Below are 20,447 nucleotides of genomic sequence, written 5' to 3' on the forward strand. Positions count from 1 at the left end.
GCGATCTCGGCGATCCGCTCGCCTTGCTTCCATCGATTCCATATCTCCCGCTGCTGCGCAGCCGACGGATGAACTCGCTGACCTGTGCTCTTCGTCAATTAACACCTCGATTCGTCGCTGAAGTGTTGCATCGACGGGTTGAGCCCGCCCCTCCTTGATTTCGCTGCGCAAGGCACCCCATCGACGTGAGCGTGTTCAGAGCATCTGTTGATCGGCCCGCATAACGATCGCGCCCATCGTGCTCAGGGCACTGGGTGCTTCCTGCAGCGAAATCAAGGAGGAGGGCGAAGCCCGGGGGACATTCGCGGAGGGAAGTACCCGGTGGCCTGTGCACGCGCCCTGAACACAGCCTCAAGAAAACGAGAAGACATGGCAAGAAACATAGAGATCAAAGCCCGCATCGACAGCGTGGACCGCATCGCAACCATCGCCGCGACGCTCGCCGACCAGGGCCCCATCGAGATCGCGCAAGACGACACTTTCTTCCGCTGCGAACACAGCGCCGACCGTCTCAAACTGCGCACCTTCGCGCCCGACCGCGCCGAACTCATCTTCTACCGCCGCGCCGACAGCAGCGGCCCGAAGGAATCGTTCTACCTGATCACGCCCACCGCCACGCCCGACGCGCTGCGCGAATCGCTCACGCTCGCCTGGGGCCAGGCCGGCCGCGTGCGCAAGCAGCGCCGCCTGTTCCTCGTGGGCCGCACGCGCGTGCACCTCGACCGCGTCGAAGGGCTCGGTGAATTCCTCGAACTCGAAGTGGTGCTGCAAGAGGGCGAGCCCGCCGAGGCCGGCGTGGCCGAAGCCCATGCGCTCATGGCCCGGCTCGGCGTGGCCGAGGGCCAGCTGGTGCAGGGCGCCTACGTCGACCTGTTGCGCGCGCAGGCCGCCTGAGCCATCGGACAGCCGGCGGGCACGCGCGCCAGCAGGTCTTGCCGCAGCGCGTTCAGCTCGGCGATCTTCTGGTCGATGACCGCGACCTTGTCGGCCAGCAACGCCGCGATCGCATCGTCGGGTGCGGCCGACTCCCACACCGCGGGCAGGTTGTCGCCGATCTCGTGGAGGCTGAAGCCCAGTTTCTGCGCGGTGCGGATGTAGCCCACCATCTGCACGGTTTCCTTCGCATAGACCCGGTAGCCGTTGCTGCCGCGTTGCGCACGGATCAGGCCGCGCTCTTCGTAGAAGCGCAGCGTGTCGCGGCTCAAGCCCGTCGCCGAAGCCAGCTGGCCGATCTGCATGGTCGTTGTTCCTTCGCCGAAGAATGTGCTTGACCCTGGAGCGTACCCGAGGCTTTAGCTTCCGGGGCTTCTTCACTCCCTGCAGGGCTCTTCTTCATGATCGCGCTTCCCACCTACCAACGCATCGTCCGCGCCAGCGCCTGGTACGACCTCGTCGTGACCATCGGCTTCGCCACCCCGTGGACCTTTGCGGCAGTGCACGCCCTGCTGCTGTGGACCATCCAGACGCTGCAGCTGCCGGGCAGCTTTCCGGCCTTCGACCCGGTCCACATGCTGATGGCCAACCTGCTCGGTTCGGTGGTCACCGTCTGGGCCGTGCTGCGCATCCGTGATCCGCGCCTGCGCTATGGCCGCTACGACGCCGTGGCGCGCTTCCTGTTCGCCACCTGGCAGGTCTACGCCGTGACGCAGGGCGCCAGCCTGATCATCCTCGGCTTCACCGCGATGGAGCTGTTGTTCGGCGTGCTGGAGAGCCTGCCGGTGCGCGGCGCCGCGGCACGCGCATCGATGCGCTCCGACGACCGAGCAACAAGCCTCAGCGCCAGCCCGCAGCCTTGAGCTGCTCGGCGAGCTGTTCCGCCACCTTGGCGTAGCCCTTCGCGTTCGCATGGATGCGGTCCGAGCGCAGGGCCGCATCCGACAGCACGCCCGAATACACACCCGCGACCAGCAGCGCCTGTCCCGACTTCGCGACCTCTTCGTAGAACGGCGCATCGCTGAGCGAGCCGACCACCGCGCGCATCGCATCGGGCGCCGGCGTGGCCAGCACCGCCACATGCGGCGTGTGCGCGCGCGCCTGCTCGATGAGCGCCGCGAGGTTCTCGCGCGTGCTGGCGGGCGACACGCCGCGCAGCATGTCGTTGCCGCCGATGCCGATCAGGATCGCGTCGTAGCTGCCGGCGGACAGCAGCGCGGGCAGGCGCTCCAGCGCACCCGCCGACGTGTCGCCGTTGACGCCCGCGTTTTCGACCTGCCAGCCCGTGAGCTCGCCGAGCTTCGCGGGCCATGCCGTCTCGGGCGACGCGCCGTAGCCGAAGGTCAGGCTGTCGCCCAGCGCCAGCACGCGGGCATCGGGCTTCAACGCGTTGGCTGAGGCCTTTCGTTTGCCGCATGCGGTGAGCAGCAGGGCGGTGGCCGGCACGCCGGCGAGCATGTGGAGGAGGTGTCGTCGCTTCATGTGGCGCGCAGCATAAACGAGGCCCTGCGGTGGTTGGCGCTTGTCCCTTCGCTTGCTCGGAAAGTGCATAAGCCTCTCCGTTTTTGTTCGTTCCCGGCAGGGGGACAGCGGCGAAGAATCGCGGCCCTGCACATCCTTTCACTGTCACCGAGGTCCGCCCCATGCCGCCGCTGTTCACCCGCCATCGTTTCCTGCGCCACGCGGTCGCACTGTCCGCCGCCTTGCTGGCCGCGCCGCTCGCGGCCTGGGCCGCACCCGCCAGCGGCGAGCCCGTGTGGTTCGGCGTGAGCGGCCCGCTCACCGGACAGAACGCGCAGTACGGCGCGCAGTGGAAGGCCGGCTTCGACCTCGCGATCGATCACATCAACGCGCAAGGCGGCATCCACGGCCGTCCACTCGCCTACAACTTCGAGGACAGCCAGAGCGACCCGCGCCAGTCCGTCGCCATTGCGCAAAAACTCGTGAACGACAAGCGCGTGCTCATCGAGCTGGGCGACTTCTCCAGCCCCGCCTCGATGGCCGCCTCGCCCATCTACCAGCGCGCGGGCCTCGTGCAGCTGGGCTTCACCAACTCGCACCCCGACTTCACCAAGGGCGGCGACTACATCTGGAGCCCCTCGATCAGCCAGGCCGACGCGCAGCCGCTGCTGGCCGACCTGGCCGTGAAGACGCTGGGCTTCAAGCGCATCGCCGTGCTGTTCCTGAACACCGACTGGGGTCGCACCAGCAAGGACGTGCTCGTGAAGGCCGCGCAGGAGCGCGGCGCGCAGCTCGCCATCGCCGAGGGCTACCAGCCCGACGAGAAAGATTTCCGCTCGACCCTGGTGCGCGTGCGCGACGCCAACCCCGACGGTGTGGTGCTCATCTCGTACTACCCCGACGGCGCGCTCATCGCGGGCCAGGTGCGCAGCGTGGGCCTGAAGCAGCCGATCGCGGCCGTGGGCTCGGTCTACTCGCCCAAGTTCATCGAGCTCGGCGGCGCGGCCGTGAACGGCATCCACACCAACACCGCCTTCTATCCCGACGAGCCGCGCGCCGAAGTGCAGGAGTTCGTGAAGACCTTCCGCGCGAAGTACAGCAAGGAGCCGGACGCGTTCAACGCGTATGCCTACGACGCCGTGGTGTACGCCGCCGCCGCACTGCGCCAGGCCGGCCCGAAGGCCGACCGCAAGGCCGTGCGCGACGCGTTCTACAAGATCAAGGACGTGCCCAGCGTCATCTTCGGCAAGGCCACCTTCGATGCGCAGACGCGCCGCGTGATCGGCGTGAAGAGCGTCAACCTGGTGGTGAAGGATGGGAAGTGGGCGCAGATAGATGAGAAGGCGGCTGTGGCCTCTTCGAAATGAACGGGTCTTTGTGTTGTTCCCTCTCCCGCTTGCGGGAGAGGGCCAGGGTGAGGGCAGGGGCCTTCAACAAGCAACAGGTCTTCGCCACGGCCGCCGCACCCTCACCCCAACCCTCTCCCGCAAGCGGGAGAGGGAGCAAGGCCGCAGGCGTCGCATGAGCTTCACCTCCTTCTTCGACCACACGGTCAACGGCCTGATCATCGGCAACATCTATGCGTTGCTGGCGGTCGGGCTCGCGCTGATCTTCGGCGTCTCGCACCTCATCAACTTCGCGCACGGCTCGGTGTACACCGTGGGCGCGTACATCGGCTGGGCCAGCATCACCTACCTGCACACGCCGCTGCCGGTCACCATCGCGCTGGTGGTGCTCGGAAGTGGCGCGCTCGGCATGCTCATCGAGCGCGTGGGGCTGCGGCCATTGCAAGGCGCCGCGCGCATCGCACCGCTGCTGGCCACCATCGGCATCAGCTTCGTGCTCGACATCCTCGTGCAGCTGGTGTTCAGCCCCGACCCGCGCGCGCTGCCCACGCAGCTGCCCGACTGGCGCCTGCAGATCGGCACCGGCACCATCGGTGCGCTCGACCTGCTGATCGCGGGCATCGGCATCACCAGCGCGGCCGTGCTGTTCGGCTTCCTGCGTTTCACGAAGCTCGGCTGGGCCGTGCGCGCCACCGCGCAAGACCGCGACGCCGCGCAGCAGATGGGCGTGGACGTGAACCGCGTGAACCAGACCGTGTTCGCCATCGCCGCCGCGCTGGGCGGGCTCTCGGGCCTGCTGGTGGGCATGTACTACAACAACATCAGCCCGGCGATGAGCTTCCAGGCCACGCTCAAGGGCGTGGTGGCCACGGTGGTCGGCGGCGTGGGCAACGTGCCGGGCGCCATCGTCGGCAGCCTGCTGCTGGGGCTCATCGAAAGCTATGGCGTGGCGATCCTTGGCACGCCGTACCGCAACCTGTTTGCGTTTGCGCTGCTGCTCGTCATTCTGGTGTGGAAGCCGAACGGCCTCTTCGGCCGCAAGCGCGTGCTGCCGCCCGAACCGCTCACCGGCACCTTCATCGCACCGAGCAAGCCGTGGCGCGTGCCGCCGCGCGTGTTGCTGGCGTTGTTCGCCGCGGCCGTGCTGCTGCCGCTGTTCGATCCGTCGCCCTACGTGCTGCAGACGCTCACCAACGCGTGGCTCTACGGTGCGCTCGCCCTGAGCCTCACGCTGGTGGCCGGCACCATCGGCCAGATCTCGCTGGGCCATGCGGGGCTGCTGGCCATCGGCGCGTATGCCTCGTCGTTGCTGGTGCTCGACCTGCACCTGCCCGTGGGCACGGGCATCGTGGTCGCGGGCGTGCTCACCTCGCTGATCGGCACGGCGCTCATCTTCCCGGCCTTCCGCCTGCGCGGGCACTACGTGTCGATCGCCACGCTGGGCATCGGCGAGATCGTGGCGCTCACCATCCTCAACTGGGAAAGCCTCACGCGCGGACCCATCGGCGTGTCGGGCATTCCGCCGCTGTCGCTGTTCGGGCGCGATGCGTCGTCGAACGAGGCGATCTACTGGGCCTCGTTCGGTGCACTGGTGCTGCTGGCCCTGCTGCAGTGGCGCCTCTTGCGCTCGCACCTGGGTCGCACCTTCCGCGCGGTGCGCGAAGACGAGGTGGCCGCGCGCGCCTACGGCGTGAGCCCCGACCGCTACAAGGCGCTGGCCTTCGGCTTCGGCGGCTTCGCGGCCGGCGTGAGCGGGGCCTTCACCGCGCACATGTACTCGTACATCAACCACGAGACCTTCGGCTCGCAGATCTCGATCCTCGCGCTCACGATGGTGATCCTCGGCGGGCTCGGGAACATCAGCGGCGCGCTGCTGGGTGCGGTCGCGCTCGTGAGCCTGCCCGAGCTGTTCCGCGTGACGGCCGAGTACCGCATGCTGATCTACGGCGTCGCGCTGCTTCTGTTGATCCGCTTCCGTCCCCAAGGCCTGCTCGGCACTGTCTGAAAGAACCCCATCTCATGAGCCACCTCAACGACTACCTCGCCGAGAAACGCACCGCCGTGCTGGCACGCAACGCCGCCGTCGCGGCCGGCACTGCACAGCCTTCGCAGCTCAAGGCCAGCGTGCGCGCCGAAGGCCGCAGCGGCGTGCGCCGCCTGCGCATCCGCGAGCACCAGGTCATCAGCGACAGCCCGCCCGATTTCGCGGGCTACAACCTCGGCCCGAGTTCGCCCGAGCTGCAGCTGGGCGTGCTCGGCACCTGCGTGACGCACATCTTCCTGATCCAGGCGGCCGAACGGCAGGTGCCGCTCGAAAGCCTCGAGGTCGAGGTGACCGGCGTCATCGATCCGCGCGGCGGCAAGCCGGGCCACGAGCAGACGCCGATCTGGCCGCACGAGATCGGCTACACGGTGCACATCGATTCGCCCGCGAGCCGCGAAGAGATCGATGCGCTGTTCGAAGCGGTGGAGCGCAATTGCCCCATCCTCAACCTGCTGCGCAACCCGCAGGCCATCCGCGCCGAGGTGAAGCTCGTGAACTCGAAGGCCGCCCTCACTTCCGATCGCACTGCCGATGCCCTCGCCACTGCTTGAAGTGCGCGGCCTCGTGCGCCGCTTCGGCGGGCTCACGGCCGTCAACGCCGTCGACCTGCAGGTGGGCGAGGGCGAACTGCTGAGCGTGATCGGCCCGAACGGTGCGGGCAAGACCACGCTGTTCAACCTCGTCACCGGCCTCGACAAGCCCGACGCGGGACAGGTGCGCTTCGACGGCCACGACATCACCGGTCTTCCCGCGCAGCAGCTCGCACAGCGTGGCCTCGCGCGCACCTTTCAGCATGGGCGCGTGTTCGCGAACCTCTCGGTGCTCGACAACGTGCTGGTCGGCGCGCACACGCGGCTGCGCGCCGTGAAACCGCGCGTGGGCGGTGTGCCGGGCCTCGGCGCACTGGCCGAGCTGGCGCTTGCGCTGGTGCAGCCAAGCGCCGTGCGACGCGAGGAAGAAGCACTGCGCGACGAGGCGCGCGAGATCATCGCGCTCTTCGGCGAACGGCTCACGCCGCGCACCGACCATCCGGCCTACAGCCTCTCGTACGCCAACCGCCGCCGCGTGGAGATTGCGCGCGCCCTCGCGCTGCGACCGCGCCTGCTGCTGCTCGACGAGCCCACCGCCGGCATGAACGAGAGCGAGACGGCCGAGATGCTGGAGATCATTCGCGGCCTCAAGGCGCGCGGCCAGACGATCCTGCTGATCGAGCACAAGCTTGATCTCGTGATGCAGCTGTCCGACCGCGTGGCCGTGCTCGACGATGGCCGCAAGATCGCAGAAGGCCTGCCCGACGCGGTGCGCAACGACCCCGCGGTGATCGAGGCCTACCTCGGCCATCGCCATGTGGGCGAAGCACAGAAAGAAGCGGTGCCCGCATGATCGCGACCGTTGCTCGCACCGGTCTGTCTCCTTCTTCCCTCTGGGGGGAGGGGAGAAACGACGATCTGCCTGAACGCGTTGCAGCGCCTGCTTCTTCCGGGACCACGCCGGCACTGCTCCAACTCCAGAAGATCAACAGCTTCTACGGCCCCGTGCAGGCCCACTTCGACCTCGACATCGAAGTGCGCAAAGGCCAGATCGTCAGCCTGCTCGGCGGCAACGCCAGCGGCAAATCGACCACGATGAAGATCGTGCTCGGGCTGCTCAAGCCGCGCTCGGGCGAGGTCCGCTTCAACGGCGAATCGACGCTCGGCCTGAGCACGCCGCAGATCATCCGCAAAGGCATCGGCTCGGTGCCCGAGGCGCGCCGCCTGTTCCCCGCGATGACCGTGCGCGAGAACCTGCTCATGGGTGCCTATGCGCGTCGCGACCGCGCGGCCGTGGCCGAAGACCTGGCGCGCATGCTCGAACTGTTCCCGCGCGTGGCGGAGCGCCTGGGCTTCCTGGCCGGCACGCTCTCGGGCGGCGAGCAGCAGATGGTGGCCATGGCGCGCGCGCTCATGGGCCGGCCGCAGCTGCTGTGCATGGACGAACCCACCATGGGCCTGTCGCCGCTGTACGTCGACAAGGTGCTCGAGCTCATTGCGCGCATCAACGCGCAGGGCGTCTCGGTCTTCATGGTCGAACAGAACGCCAGCCTTGCACTGCAGATCGCGCACCACGGCTACGTGCTGCAAACGGGCCGCATCGTGCTCTCGGGCCCGGCGCGCGCGCTGCTGGCCGACGCACGCATCCGCGACGCCTACCTGGGCGGCGAGGGCGCCGCCCGCACCGCCTCCTGACCACGACACTTTTGCTGCGAGGAAGACCTTCACCATGCCCTTGACCCTCGACCACGTCGTGATCGCCGTGCACGATCTCGACCGCGCCATCGCCGACTATGTCGCGCTCGGCTTCCATGTGCTGCGCGGCGGTGACCATCCGGGCCGCAGCACGCACAACGCCCTCGTCGTGTTCAGCGACGGCAGCTACTTCGAACTCATTGCGTGGCGCGAATCCGCACCCGCCGAGCGCTGGTGGCAGCTGCTGCAGCGGCACGGCGAAGGCATCGTCGACTTCGCGCTGCTGCCGCGCGACACCGCAGTCACCGTGGCCGACGCGAAAGCGCGCGGCCTCGTGCTCGAAGGCCCGCTCGACGGCGGGCGCGTGCGTCCCGACGGCGAACACCTGCGCTGGCAGACCGCGCGCGCCCCGTCGGCCGACCTGCCGTTCCTGTGCGGCGATCTCACGCGGCGCGCCCTGCGCGTGCCCGAGGGCGCCGCGCGCGTGCATCCCAACGGCGTGCTCGGCGTGGCCAGCCTGGCCATCGCCGTGCGCGACCTCGACGCCACGCTGGCGCGCTACCGCGCCTTGCTGGGCACCGTGTCCGACGACACGGCCACGCACATCGGCGAGCCCGTGGCCGTGCCCGCCAGCCAGGTGCGCGTGGCCGTGATCGCATTGGGCAGCAGCGTGCTCGTGCTGTCGTCACCGCGCGACCGCGCTTCGACGGCAGAGCTGGGCGGCGACGCGCTCGCACAGCGCATCGCCGTGCGCGGCGAGGGCCCCTACGCGCTGGTGCTGCACACCGACCGGCCGCAATCGACCGGCACCTTCGACTTGGCACGCGCGCACGGCGCGTGGATTGAACTCGACCTGCCGCCGCTGGACGGGCTGGCAGTGCAGGGCAGCGCGCGCAACGACGCGGCGAGCAGCACGGTGGGCGGGTAGGGCGCCGCGCTATCTGGCGCCCAGGTGCGCCTTGCGCAGCGCGGCCCGCATCTTCTTCTGCAGCGCCGGCCCGCCCTTTTCCAGCGCGGCCGCGGGCGCGCCGCTTTCGGCCGTCACCGGCCGGTGCTTGCGCCCCCAGATGCCGAGCTGCGTGATCACCGGCAGCAGGTCGATGCCCACGGGCGTGAGGCTGTAGAGCGCCTTCTGCTTGTGCGTGGGGTCGTCGGTCTTGCTGAGCACGCCGTGCTCGACCAGCGTGTTGAGCCGTTCCGTGAGGATGTTCGAGGAGATGCCTTCCTCGGACTGCAGGAACTCGCGGAAATGCCGCTTGTCCGCAAACATCAGGTCGCGAACGATCAGCAGGCTCCAGCGGTCGCCGATGACTTCGAGCGCGAGGTTGATCGGGCACAAGGACTTCTGCTGGATGGCCATCGGGATTCCGTCGGTTCAAGAAACTGCTTGCATTTTCGCATCGGTTTGAGAATACTGAAACTGCTTGCATTTCAAGATTGGTTTTCGCAAGCGACCTTCAGGAGACTCCGATGCGAAAGCTCATCGTGCAAATGCAGATGTCGGTCGACGGGTTCGTGTCGCCGGCCAACGGCGACATCGACTGGCAGCTGTGGGGTTGGGGCGACCGGTGGCGCTGGGACGCGGCGCTCAAGCGCGACTTCAACGCCGTGTTCGCGGGCATCGACACGATCCTTCTGAGTCGGAAGATCATCGAGGAGGGCTACCTCGACCACTGGGGCCGCGCGGCGACGCGCTTTCCGGCGAACCCCGACTACGCCTTTGCCCAGCGGATCGTCGAGGCGCGCAAGGTGGTGCTCACGAACAAGCTGCAGGCCTCGCGCTGGGAACGCACCGACATCGCACGCGGCGCCATGGCCGACGAAGTGAACGCGCTCAAGCGCCAACCGGGCAAAGACATCCTCACCATCGGCGGTGTCGGCTTTGCGTCGTCGCTCACGTCGGCGGGGCTGGTCGACGAGTTCCAGTTCTTCGTGAACCCCACGGCCGTGGGCGCGGGCCGCTCGGTGTTTCACGACACGCGCCACGGCCATGCGCTTCGGTTGCTCGGGTCGAGCGCCTACGACTGCGGCATGGTGGTGAACCGCTACGCGCCGGCATGAAGGGCGTGCAGGACAACACGCCGCGCAGATACCTGCGCTTACCGTATTTCATCTGACGGCGACCTGATGCATCGCAAGCAGACACATGCGCTGCACACAATGGAGGCGTCATCACAGACAAACAAAAGGAGTTCCAGATGATCTTCCGTACCAAGCGCCTCACCACTGCCGCCGTTGCGGCGCTCGCACTGTCCCTGGCAGCAGGCAGCGCGCTGGCGCAAGATCGCCGGGGCGACGATCAACGTCCGGGCGGCGGCCGCTACGAGCAGCGCGACGACCACCGAGGTGATCACCGTGGCGCAGGCCGCTACGAACAGCGCAACGACCACCGCTCGCACCGCGGCCCTCACGCCGGCTACCGCGGCGACCAGGACTTCCGCGACGGCCGCCAGTTCGACCGCCGGGGCTTCCCGCAGCCGCACAGCGAGTGGCGCCGTGGTGGCCGCGTGCCGACCGAATACCGGGGCCGCAACTACGTGGTGAACGACTGGCGCGCCTACCGCCTGCAGCAGCCGCCGCGCGGCTACCAGTGGGTGGGCGTGGGCGGTGACTACGTGCTCGCAGCCATTGCCACCGGCCTCATCGCGCAGATCATCGCGGGCCAGTAAGCCTTCTCACGACGCACATGCGAAAACCGCCACAGGAGACTGTGGCGGTTTTTCTTTGGGGGACTGTCGGGTGGGCTGTTTGTCAGGCCACCGCGGTGGCGGCCGACTGGGCGCAGACGTTGCGCCCGGTGATGGTGAGGCGCAAGCCGCCGCCATGCCATTCGAGCCAGTTGAGATCGACATACGCGTCGATGTCGCGATCGTCGATGCGATCGGCCTGGCGGCTTTGCAGCAGTTCAACGGTGGCAGGCAGGGCACGTTTCAGGCGTTCGCGCTTCTCCGCTGCATCGGCCGCCTTTTGGGCGGCCCGGGTGGCCTGTAGTTTCTGCTGCTGCTGCGAAGTCGATGCCATTGCTGATCCGTTCCGGGAGCCAAGGAATTAACCCGAATGTACGCCGCTTGTGTGAAGCCGCGCGCATTCTTTTCAACCCTGGAGCCGGAAGTGTCGATTTCGTTGCGCTTGAGCTAAATCTCGTAGTGAGAAACCTTGACCTCGTCGCCCAACGCCTTCTCGACAATGGCGCGCGTCAAGGTCGGCGCAAACGACTCGATGAACGCGTAGACATATTTGCGCAGGTAGTTGCCACGCCGCACCGCGAGTTTGGTGAGGTTGATGCCGAACAGCCGCCCCGCATCGAGCGCACGCAGCTGCGTGTCGCGCTCGGCCTCGTAGGCCACGCCGGCGACGATGCCCACGCCCAGACCCAATTGCACGTAGGTCTTGATGACGTCGGCGTCCATCGCGGCCAGCACGATGTTGGGCTGCAGGCCGCGCTGCTCGAACGCCTCGTCGATGCGCGAACGGCCCGTGAAGCCGGTGTCGTAGGTGATCAGCGGGTGCTGCGTGAGCGCTTCGAGCGTGAGCGGCGCGTCGAGCAGCGGATGCCCTGGCGGCACGATCACGGAGTGCGTCCAGCGGTAGCAGGGCAGGGCGACCAGCTGCGGGTAGTCGCCCAGCGCTTCAGTGGCGATGCCCACGTCGGCCTCGCCGTCGAGCAGCATCTGCGCGATCTGCTTGGGCGAACCCTGGTGCAGGTGCAGTTTCACGTTCGGAAACTGCGCGCGAAATTCCTGCACCGCCACCGGCATTGCATAGCGCGCCTGCGAGTGCGTGGCCGCCACCGACAGCAGGCCGCTTTGCTGCGCGACGAACTCCTGGCCCGCGTGCTTGAGGTTGCTGCTTTCCATCAGCATGCGCTCGATGATCGGCAGCACGTGGCCGCCGGGCTCGGTGAGGCCCGTGAGCCGCTTGCCGGCACGCACGAACAGCTCGATGCCGAGCTCTTCCTCGAGCTCGCGGATCTGCCGGCTCACGCCGGGCTGCGAGGTGTGAAGGGTGTGGGCGACCTCGGTCAGGTTGAAGCCGCAACGAACGGCCTCGCGTACCGAGCGCAGTTGTTGAAAGTTCATCTGGCGCAGGAGGTGAAAGGTCCGGACCCCGGACGGGGCCGACCGGCGATTCTCGGCAGAAGCGCTTATGCGGGGAACGATGCGTTTGTTGGTTTCACATGAGTAAAACATCTATGAAGCCATTCTGCGTGGGGAAGTTGATGTTTCGCACGACTGTGCTAAAGTCCGCTGCATGGACGCCAAGACCCAGAAAAGCGAACTCACCCGCGCTGCCATCGTCGGTGCGGCGATGCACCTCGCGCTGGCCGAAGGGCTGGAGGCGATCTCGCTGCAGGCCGTGGCGAGCCGGCTCGGGCTGTCCAAGAGCGGCGTGTTCTCGCGCGTGGGGTCGCGCGAGGCGCTGCAGAAGGCCGTCATCGAGGAGTACGGCCGCGGCTTCCTGGCCGAGGTGTTCGTGCCCGCGATGCAGAAGCCCAAGGGCCTGCCCCGCCTGAACGATATCGTCGCGCGCTGGATCGCCCGCACGCGCGACGTCGAAGCGCAAACCGGCTGCCTCTACGTGGCCGGGGCCTTCGAGTTCGACGACCGCGAAGGCGAGCTGCGCGACCTGCTGTTCGACGAGATCACGCGCTGGCGTGCCGCGCTGCGCCGCACCGTGCTGCAGGCGGTCGAGACCGGCGAGCTCCAGGCCGACACCGATCCCGCCCAGCTCGTGAGCGAGATCAACGGCATCATGATGAACCAGCTGCACGACGCGCGCTTCCTGCGCGATGGGCATGCGGCCGAGCGCGCGGGCCAGACCTGGCAGCGCCTTCTTTCCAGCTATCGCGCCTGATGCGCACCCGCAGACGACGACCTTTGCCTCTTCGTTTGCCTTAATTTCGCACCACCGTGCGATAAAAAAGGAGAAGCACCATGCTGATCATTGCCCTCTTCCTCGCCGCCTACGCGGCCCTCCTCGGTGTGCGCGGCGTGCGGGACACGCTGCGCAGCCTGCCGCGCAGCAACCAGGACTGGGTCTGGTACTGAGCACTCAGTACTGAGCCCCGACAAGGAACCTCTTCGATGACCACGACCACCCCTTCCGTTCCCCCGGGCTACTACAGCGCCAGCCCGCTGATGCGCGCGATGCGCTTCGGCCTCGGCGCCTCGCAGCGCCTGTGGCCCGCGCTCGGCGTGCGCGCGGCGTACCGCGTGTTCGGCACGCCGCTGCCGCCCAAATGGCTGTACCGCGGCCAGCACCCCGGCACCGACTGGCGCCGCGAGGCCTGGTCGTTCGAGGACGCCAACCTCGGCATCTACCACCTCGCCGCGCAGGACTCGGGCGCCGAGTCGGCACCGGTCGTGCTGCTGGTGCATGGCTGGGGAGGCCACGCGGGCCAGATGCTGCCGCTCGCACTGGCCATCGCCGCCGAAGGCCTGCGGCCCGTGCTGCTCGAGATGCCCGCCCACGGCCGCAGCGCGGGCACGGCCAGCAACCTGCCGCAGTTCGCGCGCGCCATCGACTACGTGGCGGCGCGGCTCGGCGCCGACGGGCATGTGCTGCACGCGGCGGTCGCGCATTCGCTGGGAGCCAATGCGCTGGCCTATGCGGCGGGGCGCGGGCTGCCGGCGCAGCGGCTGGTGCTGCTCGCACCGCCAGCGTCGCCGCGCGAGTACACGCGCTACTTCGCGCAGGTGTTCGGCCTCAGCGAGCGCACGCGCGCGGGCATGCAGCGCCTGATCGAAGCGCGCGAGGGCATCCTGATGCAGCAGCTCGAGCCCGCCGCCGTGGGCCCGCGCATCGCGCAGCCGACGCTCATCGTGCATGACCGTGACGACCGCGTGAACCGCTTCGCCGATGCCGAGGCGTTTCGCGATGCGATCGCCGGCGCGCGGCTCTTTCCCACGCAGGGCTGGGGCCACCGCCGCATCCTGAAAGAGCAGGCCGTGCTGGCGCAGGTCACGCAGTTTCTGATGTCGCCCGCGGCGGTCACGGGAACGTGAAACGGCGCCTCTAAACTGGGCGTCACCCACGGCCTTCGCCGTGGACGACACACGCGACCACACATGGGCAATCGTTCCTGGCTCTATCTCGAACACAGACTTTCCGGCGACGACGACGTCGCTGACCCCGAAGAAACTTCGGCCGACGAAATCGCCGAAGCCAACAACAACTTTCCCGTGCTCTGGCAGCTCCTGCTGGCCGATGGCGCGGCCGGCGACGCCATCGACCACCAGCGCGTCTTCGGCGACGCGGGCACCGACAACCTCGCCAGCGACGCGCACGCCGCGCTCGCGCGCATCCGGCAGCTGCACGCCTTTGTCGAGCGGCATCCGATGCTGCACACGCTGCCGCAGATTGCACTGCAGTTCGAGGCCGTGGCGCTGCACCTGGCCGAACTGATCGACGAAACGCCGGACGACAGCGCGCCGCGCTTCTCCGCCAACCTCGACGAACTGTCCTGGCTGGGCGGAGACACGGAAGGCGAGGGCTTCATCGAACGCAACCGTCGCGAGTGCAATGAACTGTGGGCCGAGGTGCGGCGTTGCATCGACAGCGGCAATCACCCGGGCGTGGATGCGGCGCTCGGCATCAAGCGTTTCGCAGACTGGGAGTCCTGGGCCTGGGAGTTCGGCTTCGGCAGCCTGTCGCATCCCTACTTTGACGGCTACGAAGAGCCGCGCGACGAGCGCTTTGCCGACTTCGAGCCCGAAGAAGACGAGGACGACGACGAACGCCCCGACTACGACAACCACCTGGGCGGCGACCTCTGGCGCTTCGAGGTCGACGGCCGCTGGGGCGTGATGCGCCTGGTGTACGACGACGAAGGCGTCAGCCAGCGCACCACCGTGGTCGAGCCCGCGTGGGACGACATCCGCTACGCCGGCGGGAGCGACCCGCGCCTGCTCTGGATCTCGCAGGGCGAGCAATCCGGCCTGCTGCTCGCCGACGCCGAGGCACCGCGCGTGCTGCTCGAACCGCAGCTCGACGAGGTCTGGGCCTTCGAGGACGACATCGCCACCGCCCTGGTCGGCGACCACGTCGGCCTGCTGCGCACCGACGGCAGCTGGCTGCTGGCGCCCTCGGTCGACGAAGTCTGGAGCTTTGTCGAAGGCCGGGTGCGCGCCCGCGTGGGCGAGCGCATCGGGTACATCGACCTGCAGGGCCAATGGACGATATCGCCGCGATTCGAAGAGGCCGAAGACTTCACGCCCTTCGGCCTCGCGCCCGCGCGCGGCGACGAGGGCGGCTGGGGGCTGGTGCGCGCGGACGGCGAATGGGCCGTGCCGCCCGCGTTCGAAAACCTCCAGTGGCGCCACGACTGGGAGGGCTTCGAAGCCACGCGCGACGGCAAGAGCGGGCTGCTCGATGCACAGGGCCGCGTCGCGATCGAGCCGGTGTACGAGCAGGTCGACCTGCTCGAGGAATACCCGATCGAAAGCCTGACGAGCGAAGACAACGATCCGTCGAACGAGCGCAGCACCCCGGCCCGGCCGAAGCGCTTTGCCGTGGAACGCGCCGACGGCCTGTGCGGCCTGATCGACGGGCAGGGCCGCGTGCTCGTGCCCTTCGACTACGGCCGCTTCGAAACGCTGGAGCCGCTGACCGGCGAGGAGCGCGCGCACGCCATGGTCCGGCGCGACCTGGTGCGCGTGGCGTCCAAGGGCGGGCGCACGGCGAAGAACGCGCCGTGGCTGCGCGGCATCTACGACGTGGCCGCCGGCCGAGAGCTGGTGCCGTGCCGGCACCGCACGCTCCAGCCGCTGGCCTGGGGCACGCAGGACATCGGCTGGTTGGTCGCCGATCCGGTGCCGCGCAGCGCGAAGGCGGAGAAGGGGCAACTCGCCGTGGGCGTGCTGCGCGCCGATGGCGCCGTGCTGCATCCGCAGGCCTATCCGTGGATCAGCGCCGCGGTGTCCGTCGCTGACGGCTGGATGTCCACGGTGGTCCGCTCGGACCTGTGCAAGCGCTGGAGCGCGGGCGAGCCGGTGAAGGCCGTGCGCAACGACACCGGCCTGTACGTCTGGCTGCACGCCGACGGCCGCGAGCAGGCGCACACCGAGCACATGGCCGCGCGCCATGCCGCAGGCGACCTGCGGGCCGCCTACGAGCTGGCCTGCCACCTGCGTGACGGCGAGGGCGTGGAGGCCGACCCGCGCGAAGCCCTGCGCTGGATGGCGCGCGCCGCCGGCGTGCGCGAACCCGGCGACGCCCCCGCGACCGCATCACCCGACGGGCTGCCCGTGGCCATGTGCGAGCTCTCGAAGATGCTGCGCTGGGACACAGCCGGCCTCGGCGCCGACCCCGCCCTGGGGCGCGCCTGGCTGCTGCACGCCATCGCCCATGGCAGTGAAGACGGCGCCGATGCCGCCACGCACGGCCATCTCGGCTACATGCTGTGCGAAGGCGAGGGAGGCGAGCGCGACCTGGAAGGCGGCATGCGGCACTACGAACGGGCCGCCGAGCACAACCAGACGATGGCGCTCTACAACCTCGGTCTGGCGCACAAGCTCGGCGAACCCGGGGAGCCCGACCTGGCGCGCGCAATCGGCTACTTCCGCCGCGGCCATGAAGCCGGCGACACCAGCGCCACGATGCAGCTCGGCCGCACGCTGTGCCTGCACGCAGGGGCGCTGGCCGAACAGGGCCAGGGAGAAGCGGAAGTGAACGTTCTGTATGCCGAGGCCCTCTACGCGCTGCAGAAGGTGGCGGAAGACAGCGCCAAGCGCCAGCAGGGCTGGGCCTGCTACGAGCTGGGCTGGATGCGCTTTCTGGGCCAGGGCGCGCCGGAAGACGCGGCAGCCGCCGAGCGCTGGCTGCTCACCGGCGCCGCGCTCGATGACTGCGAAGAGAACCTGAAGAGCCAGCGTACCTGCATGGAGGTTCTGGCGCAGACGTTCTACGGTGACCCCGGCAGTCCGCTCTTCAACGAGGACAAGGCCCGTGAGTGGACGCAGCGGCTGGAGGCGCTGCCCGCGGCCCAGCCGGAGTGAGCGGGTCCGCCCTGAGGCTTCAGGGCGGCTGCCGGGTTCTGGCGCTCAGCGCGCCGGAACCGGATCGGGCAGTTCGATCTTGATGTCCAGCACTTCGAGGTTGTCCTGGGTCTCCAGGTGCACCTTGATGTCGTCGGCGTTGATCGACACGTACTTGGAAATCACCGCCACCAGCTCGCGCTGGAGCTCGGGCAGGTAATCGGGGCGCTTCTTGCCGCTGAGGCTGGAGCGCTCGTGAGCGAGGATGATCTGCAGGCGCTCCTTGGCGACGCTCGCAGTCTTCTTCTTCTCACCAAGCAGGAACGAAAGAAACGACATGCCTACTTGCTCCCGAAGATCCGTTTGAAGAAGCCGGGCTTCTCGGCGTCGACAAAGCGCATCGGCTTGTCTTCGCCAAGGAAGCGCGCGACCACGTCGCTGTACGCCTGGGCCACGTCGGTGTCCTTGTCGTGGATGGCAGGTACACCCTGGTTGGAGGCGTGCAGCACGCTTTCCGACTCGGGGATCACGCCGATCAGCTTGATGCGCAGGATGTCCTGGATGTCTTCCAGCGAGAGCATCTGTCCGCCGGCCACCCGGTTCGGGTTGTAGCGCGTGATCAGCAGGTGTTCCTTGATCGGCTCGCCGCCGTCCTTGGCGCGCTTGGTCTTGCTGCTGAGCATGCCCAGGATGCGGTCCGAGTCGCGCACCGAAGAAACTTCGGGGTTAGTGACGATCAGCGCTTCGTCGGCGAAGTGCATTGCCATCATGGCGCCGGTCTCGATGCCCGCGGGCGAGTCGCAGATGATGTAGTCGAACTCCATGGCCGACAGGTCGTTCAGGATTTTCTCCACGCCTTCCTGCGACAGGGCTTCCTTGTCGCGCGTCTGCGAGGCGGCCAGCACGAACAGGTTGTCGCACTGCTTGTCCTTGATGAGCGCTTGGCTCAGGTTGGCCTCGCCCTGAATCACGTTGATCAGGTCGTACACCACACGGCGTTCGCAGCCCATGATCAGGTCGAGATTGCGCAGGCCCACGTCGAAGTCGATCACGGCCGTCTTCTTGCCGGCGAGCGCAAGGCCCGACGCGAAGCTGGCGCTCGTGGTCGTCTTGCCGACGCCGCCCTTGCCCGAGGTCACCACCACAATTTTGGCCATCGCCATTCCTTCTTGTTTCGATTCAGTTGTCGATTGATGCTCAGCGCTGCCGCGTTCCTGGTTTTTCATCAGGGAATCGCGTCGATCGCTATTTTTTTGCCGTCCAGGCGCACCTGGGCGGGCTTGCCCAGCACGGGCTCGGGCAGCGGCACTTCGTTCGTGCGATAGATGCCGGCAATGGCCACCAGCTGCGCTTCCATGCAGGTCGAGAAGATCCGCGCCTCGGTGTTCCCGCGCGCGCCGGCAATGGCCTTGCCGCGCAGCGGCGCGTACACATGCACGTTGCCGTCGGCAATGACTTCGGCGCCGAAGCTCACGATGGCCGTCACCACCACGTCGCCGCCACGCGCGTAGATCTGCTGGCCCGAGCGCAGCGGCTTGTCGATCAGCAGCGTGCCGTTGGCCGGCACCGGCAGCTCGCGCACGATCTGCGGGGCCTCCGAAGCCGCAGGCGCCTCGGCGGGCGGGGCCGGCGAGCGGGGCGCGGGGGCCGAGGGCATGGCGGCCACCGACAGGCCGGCTTCACGCGCCGCGGCATGCTGCTCGGGGCTGCCGCCGCGCACGGCGATCGGCTGGGTCTGGTGGCGCGCCAGCAGGCTGCGCAGGGCGGCAAAGTCGATCTCGGGGGCAGGGGCGCCGGCTTCGGCCGCCAGTTCCTGCAGCATCGAGAGGTCAATCACCACCGGCTCCTGCTCGAAGAAGTCGGGCGAATCCGCCAACTGGGCGTCGAGCGCCTCGGCCAGCACGTCGAGGTCGGCTGTCTTGAGGATCACTGCGATCAGCGGCAGTGTGGCGCTCTTGAATTCGAAAACCGCCTTGGTACGAGCGGCGGAAACATCGGCCATTGGAAAACGTGTGTGAACGTCGGTGCGAAAAGCGTTGGAGTCTAACGGGCGCCGGCCAAAGCCCGATGGCCGGCGCCGTGTTCACTGACCCCGCACAACAGTTATTGCACGAGGTTTCACTTTGTCTGCCCTCAGGCGTTGCGCGAACGGCCCAGCAGGGCGTAGAGGATGATCGCCCCGAAAGTGGCGGTTCCGATGCCGCCCAGCGCGAAGTCGCCGAACTTCAGCGTGAAGTCGCCGGTGCCGATGATCAGCGTGATCGCGGCCACGATCAGGTTCTTGTTCTGCGAGAAATCGACCTTGTTGTCGACCCAGATCTTGGCGCCTGCAATGGCGATCAGGCCGAACACCACGATGCTCACGCCGCCCATCACCGGCAGTGGAATCGCCTGGATCAGCGCGCCGAACTTGGGGCTGAAGCCCAGCACCAGCGCAATCACCGCCGCCACCACGAACACCGCCGTCGAGTAGATGCGCGTGGCTGCCATCACGCCGATGTTCTCGGCGTAGGTGGTCACGCCCGTGCCGCCCGCGGAACCGCTGATGACCGTGGCAATGCCGTCGCCGATGAAGGCGCGGCCCATGTACGGGTCGAGGTTGCGGCCCGTCATGGCCGTCACCGCCTTCAGGTGGCCGAGGTTTTCCGCCACCAGGATGATCGCCACGGGCGCAATCAGCAGCATCGCGTTGGTCGTGAACACCGGCGCCGTGAAGGTCGGCAGGCCGAACCAGGCCGCGTTGGCGATGCCGCTCAGGTCGACCGGCTTGCCCAGGCCCATGCCGTTGGTGAGCGCGGCGTAGACCAGCGTGGCCAGAATCAGGCCGATGAGGATCAAGAGGCGCTGCACCATGCCGCGCGTGAACACCGCCACCAGGCCCACGCACAGGAAGGTCACGGCCTGCATCCACGCGTCGAAGTTGGTGGGCGCCATGTTCTTGATGGGAATGCTGGCCAGGTTCAGCCCGATCACCGCCACCACGGCGCCCGTGACCACGGGCGGCATGAAGCGTTCGATCCAGCCCGTGCCCACCGCCTGCACGATGGCCCCGATCAGGATGTAGACCACCCCGCAGGCCACGATGCCGCCCAGCGCCACCGCGATGTTGGCGTTGGGCCCCTTGCCCGCATAGCCGCTGGCCGCGATCACCACGCCGATGAAGGCAAAGCTCGAGCCCAGGTAGCTGGGAACCTTGCCGCCGGTCACGAAGTAGAAGATGAGCGTGCCGATGCCGCTCATCAGGATCGCGATGTTGGGGTTGAAGCCCATCAGGATCGGCGCCAGCACCGTGGCGCCGAACATGGCGATCACGTGCTGGATGCCCATCGCGCCGGTCTGCAGCCAGGGCAGCCGCTCGTCGGGCGCGATGACCGCGCCATTGGCCAGTGTGGACACCGGCTTTTCAGTCCAGTTGAACATGTGTTTTCTTCTCCTCGGTTGGTGTGTGTTTGGGGGGTCGACG

22 protein-coding genes are annotated in these 20,447 nt (G+C 68.0%); 13 read left to right on the forward strand and 9 right to left on the reverse strand.

The window, feature by feature from the left end; all coding sequences use genetic code 11:
* Window positions 1-369: 369 nt before the first annotated feature.
* Window positions 370-894 (forward strand): class IV adenylate cyclase, encoded by a 525-nt coding sequence (locus tag AAG801_RS08795; protein WP_341888070.1) that lies wholly within the window; start codon window positions 370-372, stop codon window positions 892-894.
* Here the strand turns inward: AAG801_RS08795 and AAG801_RS08800 are convergent.
* The gene (locus AAG801_RS08800; protein WP_095743046.1) at window positions 861-1,238 is read right to left on the reverse strand and encodes a MerR family transcriptional regulator; all 378 of its coding nucleotides are present in this window, start codon (window positions 1,236-1,238) and stop codon (window positions 861-863) included. The genes AAG801_RS08795 and AAG801_RS08800 overlap by 34 nt on opposite strands.
* Before the next feature lie 96 nt (window positions 1,239-1,334).
* On the opposite strand from AAG801_RS08800, the gene AAG801_RS08805 reads away from it, so the two are divergent.
* Window positions 1,335-1,796, forward strand: coding sequence for a hypothetical protein (locus tag AAG801_RS08805; RefSeq protein WP_341888071.1), 462 nt, complete (start codon window positions 1,335-1,337; stop codon window positions 1,794-1,796).
* Here AAG801_RS08805 and AAG801_RS08810 read toward each other — a convergent pair.
* A complete protein-coding gene (locus AAG801_RS08810; RefSeq protein WP_319358408.1) occupies window positions 1,774-2,415 on the reverse strand; it encodes a GDSL-type esterase/lipase family protein in 642 nt (213 codons plus the stop codon). The genes AAG801_RS08805 and AAG801_RS08810 overlap by 23 nt on opposite strands.
* Window positions 2,416-2,576: 161 nt before the next feature.
* Between AAG801_RS08810 and AAG801_RS08815 the strand changes: the two genes are divergently transcribed.
* From AAG801_RS08815 to AAG801_RS08840, 6 genes are all read left to right on the forward strand, one after another.
* Window positions 2,577-3,761 (forward strand): ABC transporter substrate-binding protein, encoded by a 1,185-nt coding sequence (locus tag AAG801_RS08815; RefSeq protein ID WP_341888072.1) that lies wholly within the window; start codon window positions 2,577-2,579, stop codon window positions 3,759-3,761.
* A gap of 154 nt (window positions 3,762-3,915) precedes the next feature.
* On the forward strand, window positions 3,916-5,745 hold the full coding sequence (locus AAG801_RS08820; RefSeq protein WP_101490642.1) for an ABC transporter permease: 1,830 nt from the start codon (window positions 3,916-3,918) through the stop codon (window positions 5,743-5,745).
* A gap of 14 nt (window positions 5,746-5,759) precedes the next feature.
* Window positions 5,760-6,335 carry an OsmC family protein gene (locus AAG801_RS08825; protein WP_319358414.1) on the forward strand — a complete coding sequence of 192 codons (576 nt, stop codon included), beginning with the start codon at window positions 5,760-5,762 and terminating at the stop codon, window positions 6,333-6,335.
* Window positions 6,316-7,167: an ABC transporter ATP-binding protein gene (locus AAG801_RS08830; RefSeq protein ID WP_341888073.1), complete on the forward strand. Its 852-nt coding sequence runs from the start codon at window positions 6,316-6,318 to the stop codon at window positions 7,165-7,167. The genes AAG801_RS08825 and AAG801_RS08830 overlap by 20 nt, the downstream gene beginning before the upstream one ends.
* On the forward strand, window positions 7,164-8,009 hold the full coding sequence (locus AAG801_RS08835) for an ABC transporter ATP-binding protein (protein ID WP_341888074.1): 846 nt from the start codon (window positions 7,164-7,166) through the stop codon (window positions 8,007-8,009). Before AAG801_RS08830 ends, AAG801_RS08835 begins: the two co-directional genes overlap by 4 nt.
* Window positions 8,010-8,043: 34 nt before the next feature.
* Window positions 8,044-8,937 carry a VOC family protein gene (locus tag AAG801_RS08840; protein ID WP_341888075.1) on the forward strand — a complete coding sequence of 298 codons (894 nt, stop codon included), beginning with the start codon at window positions 8,044-8,046 and terminating at the stop codon, window positions 8,935-8,937.
* A 9-nt stretch (window positions 8,938-8,946) separates the two neighbouring features.
* Here the strand turns inward: AAG801_RS08840 and AAG801_RS08845 are convergent, their stop codons facing one another.
* Window positions 8,947-9,369: a helix-turn-helix domain-containing protein gene (locus tag AAG801_RS08845; protein ID WP_341888076.1), complete on the reverse strand. Its 423-nt coding sequence runs from the start codon at window positions 9,367-9,369 to the stop codon at window positions 8,947-8,949.
* A 110-nt stretch (window positions 9,370-9,479) separates the two neighbouring features.
* On the opposite strand from AAG801_RS08845, the gene AAG801_RS08850 reads away from it, so the two are divergent.
* The gene (locus tag AAG801_RS08850; RefSeq protein ID WP_341888077.1) at window positions 9,480-10,070 is read left to right on the forward strand and encodes a dihydrofolate reductase family protein; all 591 of its coding nucleotides are present in this window, start codon (window positions 9,480-9,482) and stop codon (window positions 10,068-10,070) included.
* A gap of 137 nt (window positions 10,071-10,207) precedes the next feature.
* Window positions 10,208-10,678 (forward strand): RcnB family protein, encoded by a 471-nt coding sequence (locus AAG801_RS08855; RefSeq protein WP_101490636.1) that lies wholly within the window; start codon window positions 10,208-10,210, stop codon window positions 10,676-10,678.
* Between the two features lie 82 nt (window positions 10,679-10,760).
* Here AAG801_RS08855 and AAG801_RS08860 read toward each other — a convergent pair whose 3' ends face one another.
* Both AAG801_RS08860 and AAG801_RS08865 read right to left on the reverse strand, forming a co-directional pair.
* Complete coding sequence (locus AAG801_RS08860) at window positions 10,761-11,030, reverse strand: hypothetical protein (protein ID WP_101490635.1); 270 nt, start codon at window positions 11,028-11,030, stop codon at window positions 10,761-10,763.
* Window positions 11,031-11,143: 113 nt separating this feature from the next.
* The gene (locus AAG801_RS08865) at window positions 11,144-12,088 is read right to left on the reverse strand and encodes a CysB family HTH-type transcriptional regulator (protein WP_101490634.1); all 945 of its coding nucleotides are present in this window, start codon (window positions 12,086-12,088) and stop codon (window positions 11,144-11,146) included.
* Between the two features lie 172 nt (window positions 12,089-12,260).
* Here AAG801_RS08865 and AAG801_RS08870 point away from each other — a divergent pair, with 172 nt between their 5' ends.
* The 3 genes from AAG801_RS08870 (at window position 12,261) to AAG801_RS08880 (ending at window position 17,005) form a co-directional block, all read left to right on the forward strand.
* A complete protein-coding gene (locus AAG801_RS08870; protein ID WP_101490633.1) occupies window positions 12,261-12,863 on the forward strand; it encodes a TetR family transcriptional regulator in 603 nt (200 codons plus the stop codon).
* 230 nt (window positions 12,864-13,093) lie between these two features.
* Complete coding sequence (locus tag AAG801_RS08875) at window positions 13,094-14,014, forward strand: alpha/beta fold hydrolase (RefSeq protein ID WP_341888078.1); 921 nt, start codon at window positions 13,094-13,096, stop codon at window positions 14,012-14,014.
* A gap of 63 nt (window positions 14,015-14,077) precedes the next feature.
* Complete coding sequence (locus tag AAG801_RS08880; protein ID WP_341888079.1) at window positions 14,078-17,005, forward strand: WG repeat-containing protein; 2,928 nt, start codon at window positions 14,078-14,080, stop codon at window positions 17,003-17,005.
* A 45-nt stretch (window positions 17,006-17,050) separates the two neighbouring features.
* Here AAG801_RS08880 and minE read toward each other — a convergent pair whose 3' ends face one another.
* The 4 genes from minE to AAG801_RS08900 form a co-directional block, all read right to left on the reverse strand.
* Window positions 17,051-17,323 (reverse strand): cell division topological specificity factor MinE, encoded by a 273-nt coding sequence (gene minE, locus AAG801_RS08885; protein ID WP_056574726.1) that lies wholly within the window; start codon window positions 17,321-17,323, stop codon window positions 17,051-17,053.
* Between the two features lie 2 nt (window positions 17,324-17,325).
* Complete coding sequence (gene minD, locus AAG801_RS08890) at window positions 17,326-18,141, reverse strand: septum site-determining protein MinD (RefSeq protein WP_095747381.1); 816 nt, start codon at window positions 18,139-18,141, stop codon at window positions 17,326-17,328.
* A gap of 68 nt (window positions 18,142-18,209) precedes the next feature.
* Window positions 18,210-18,986: a septum site-determining protein MinC gene (gene minC, locus AAG801_RS08895; RefSeq protein WP_341888080.1), complete on the reverse strand. Its 777-nt coding sequence runs from the start codon at window positions 18,984-18,986 to the stop codon at window positions 18,210-18,212.
* Window positions 18,987-19,117: 131 nt separating this feature from the next.
* Window positions 19,118-20,404: a solute carrier family 23 protein gene (locus tag AAG801_RS08900; RefSeq protein ID WP_341888081.1), complete on the reverse strand. Its 1,287-nt coding sequence runs from the start codon at window positions 20,402-20,404 to the stop codon at window positions 19,118-19,120.
* Between the last annotated feature and the right edge of the window lie 43 nt (window positions 20,405-20,447).

It is taken from the genome of Variovorax sp. YR752, assembly GCF_943372545.1.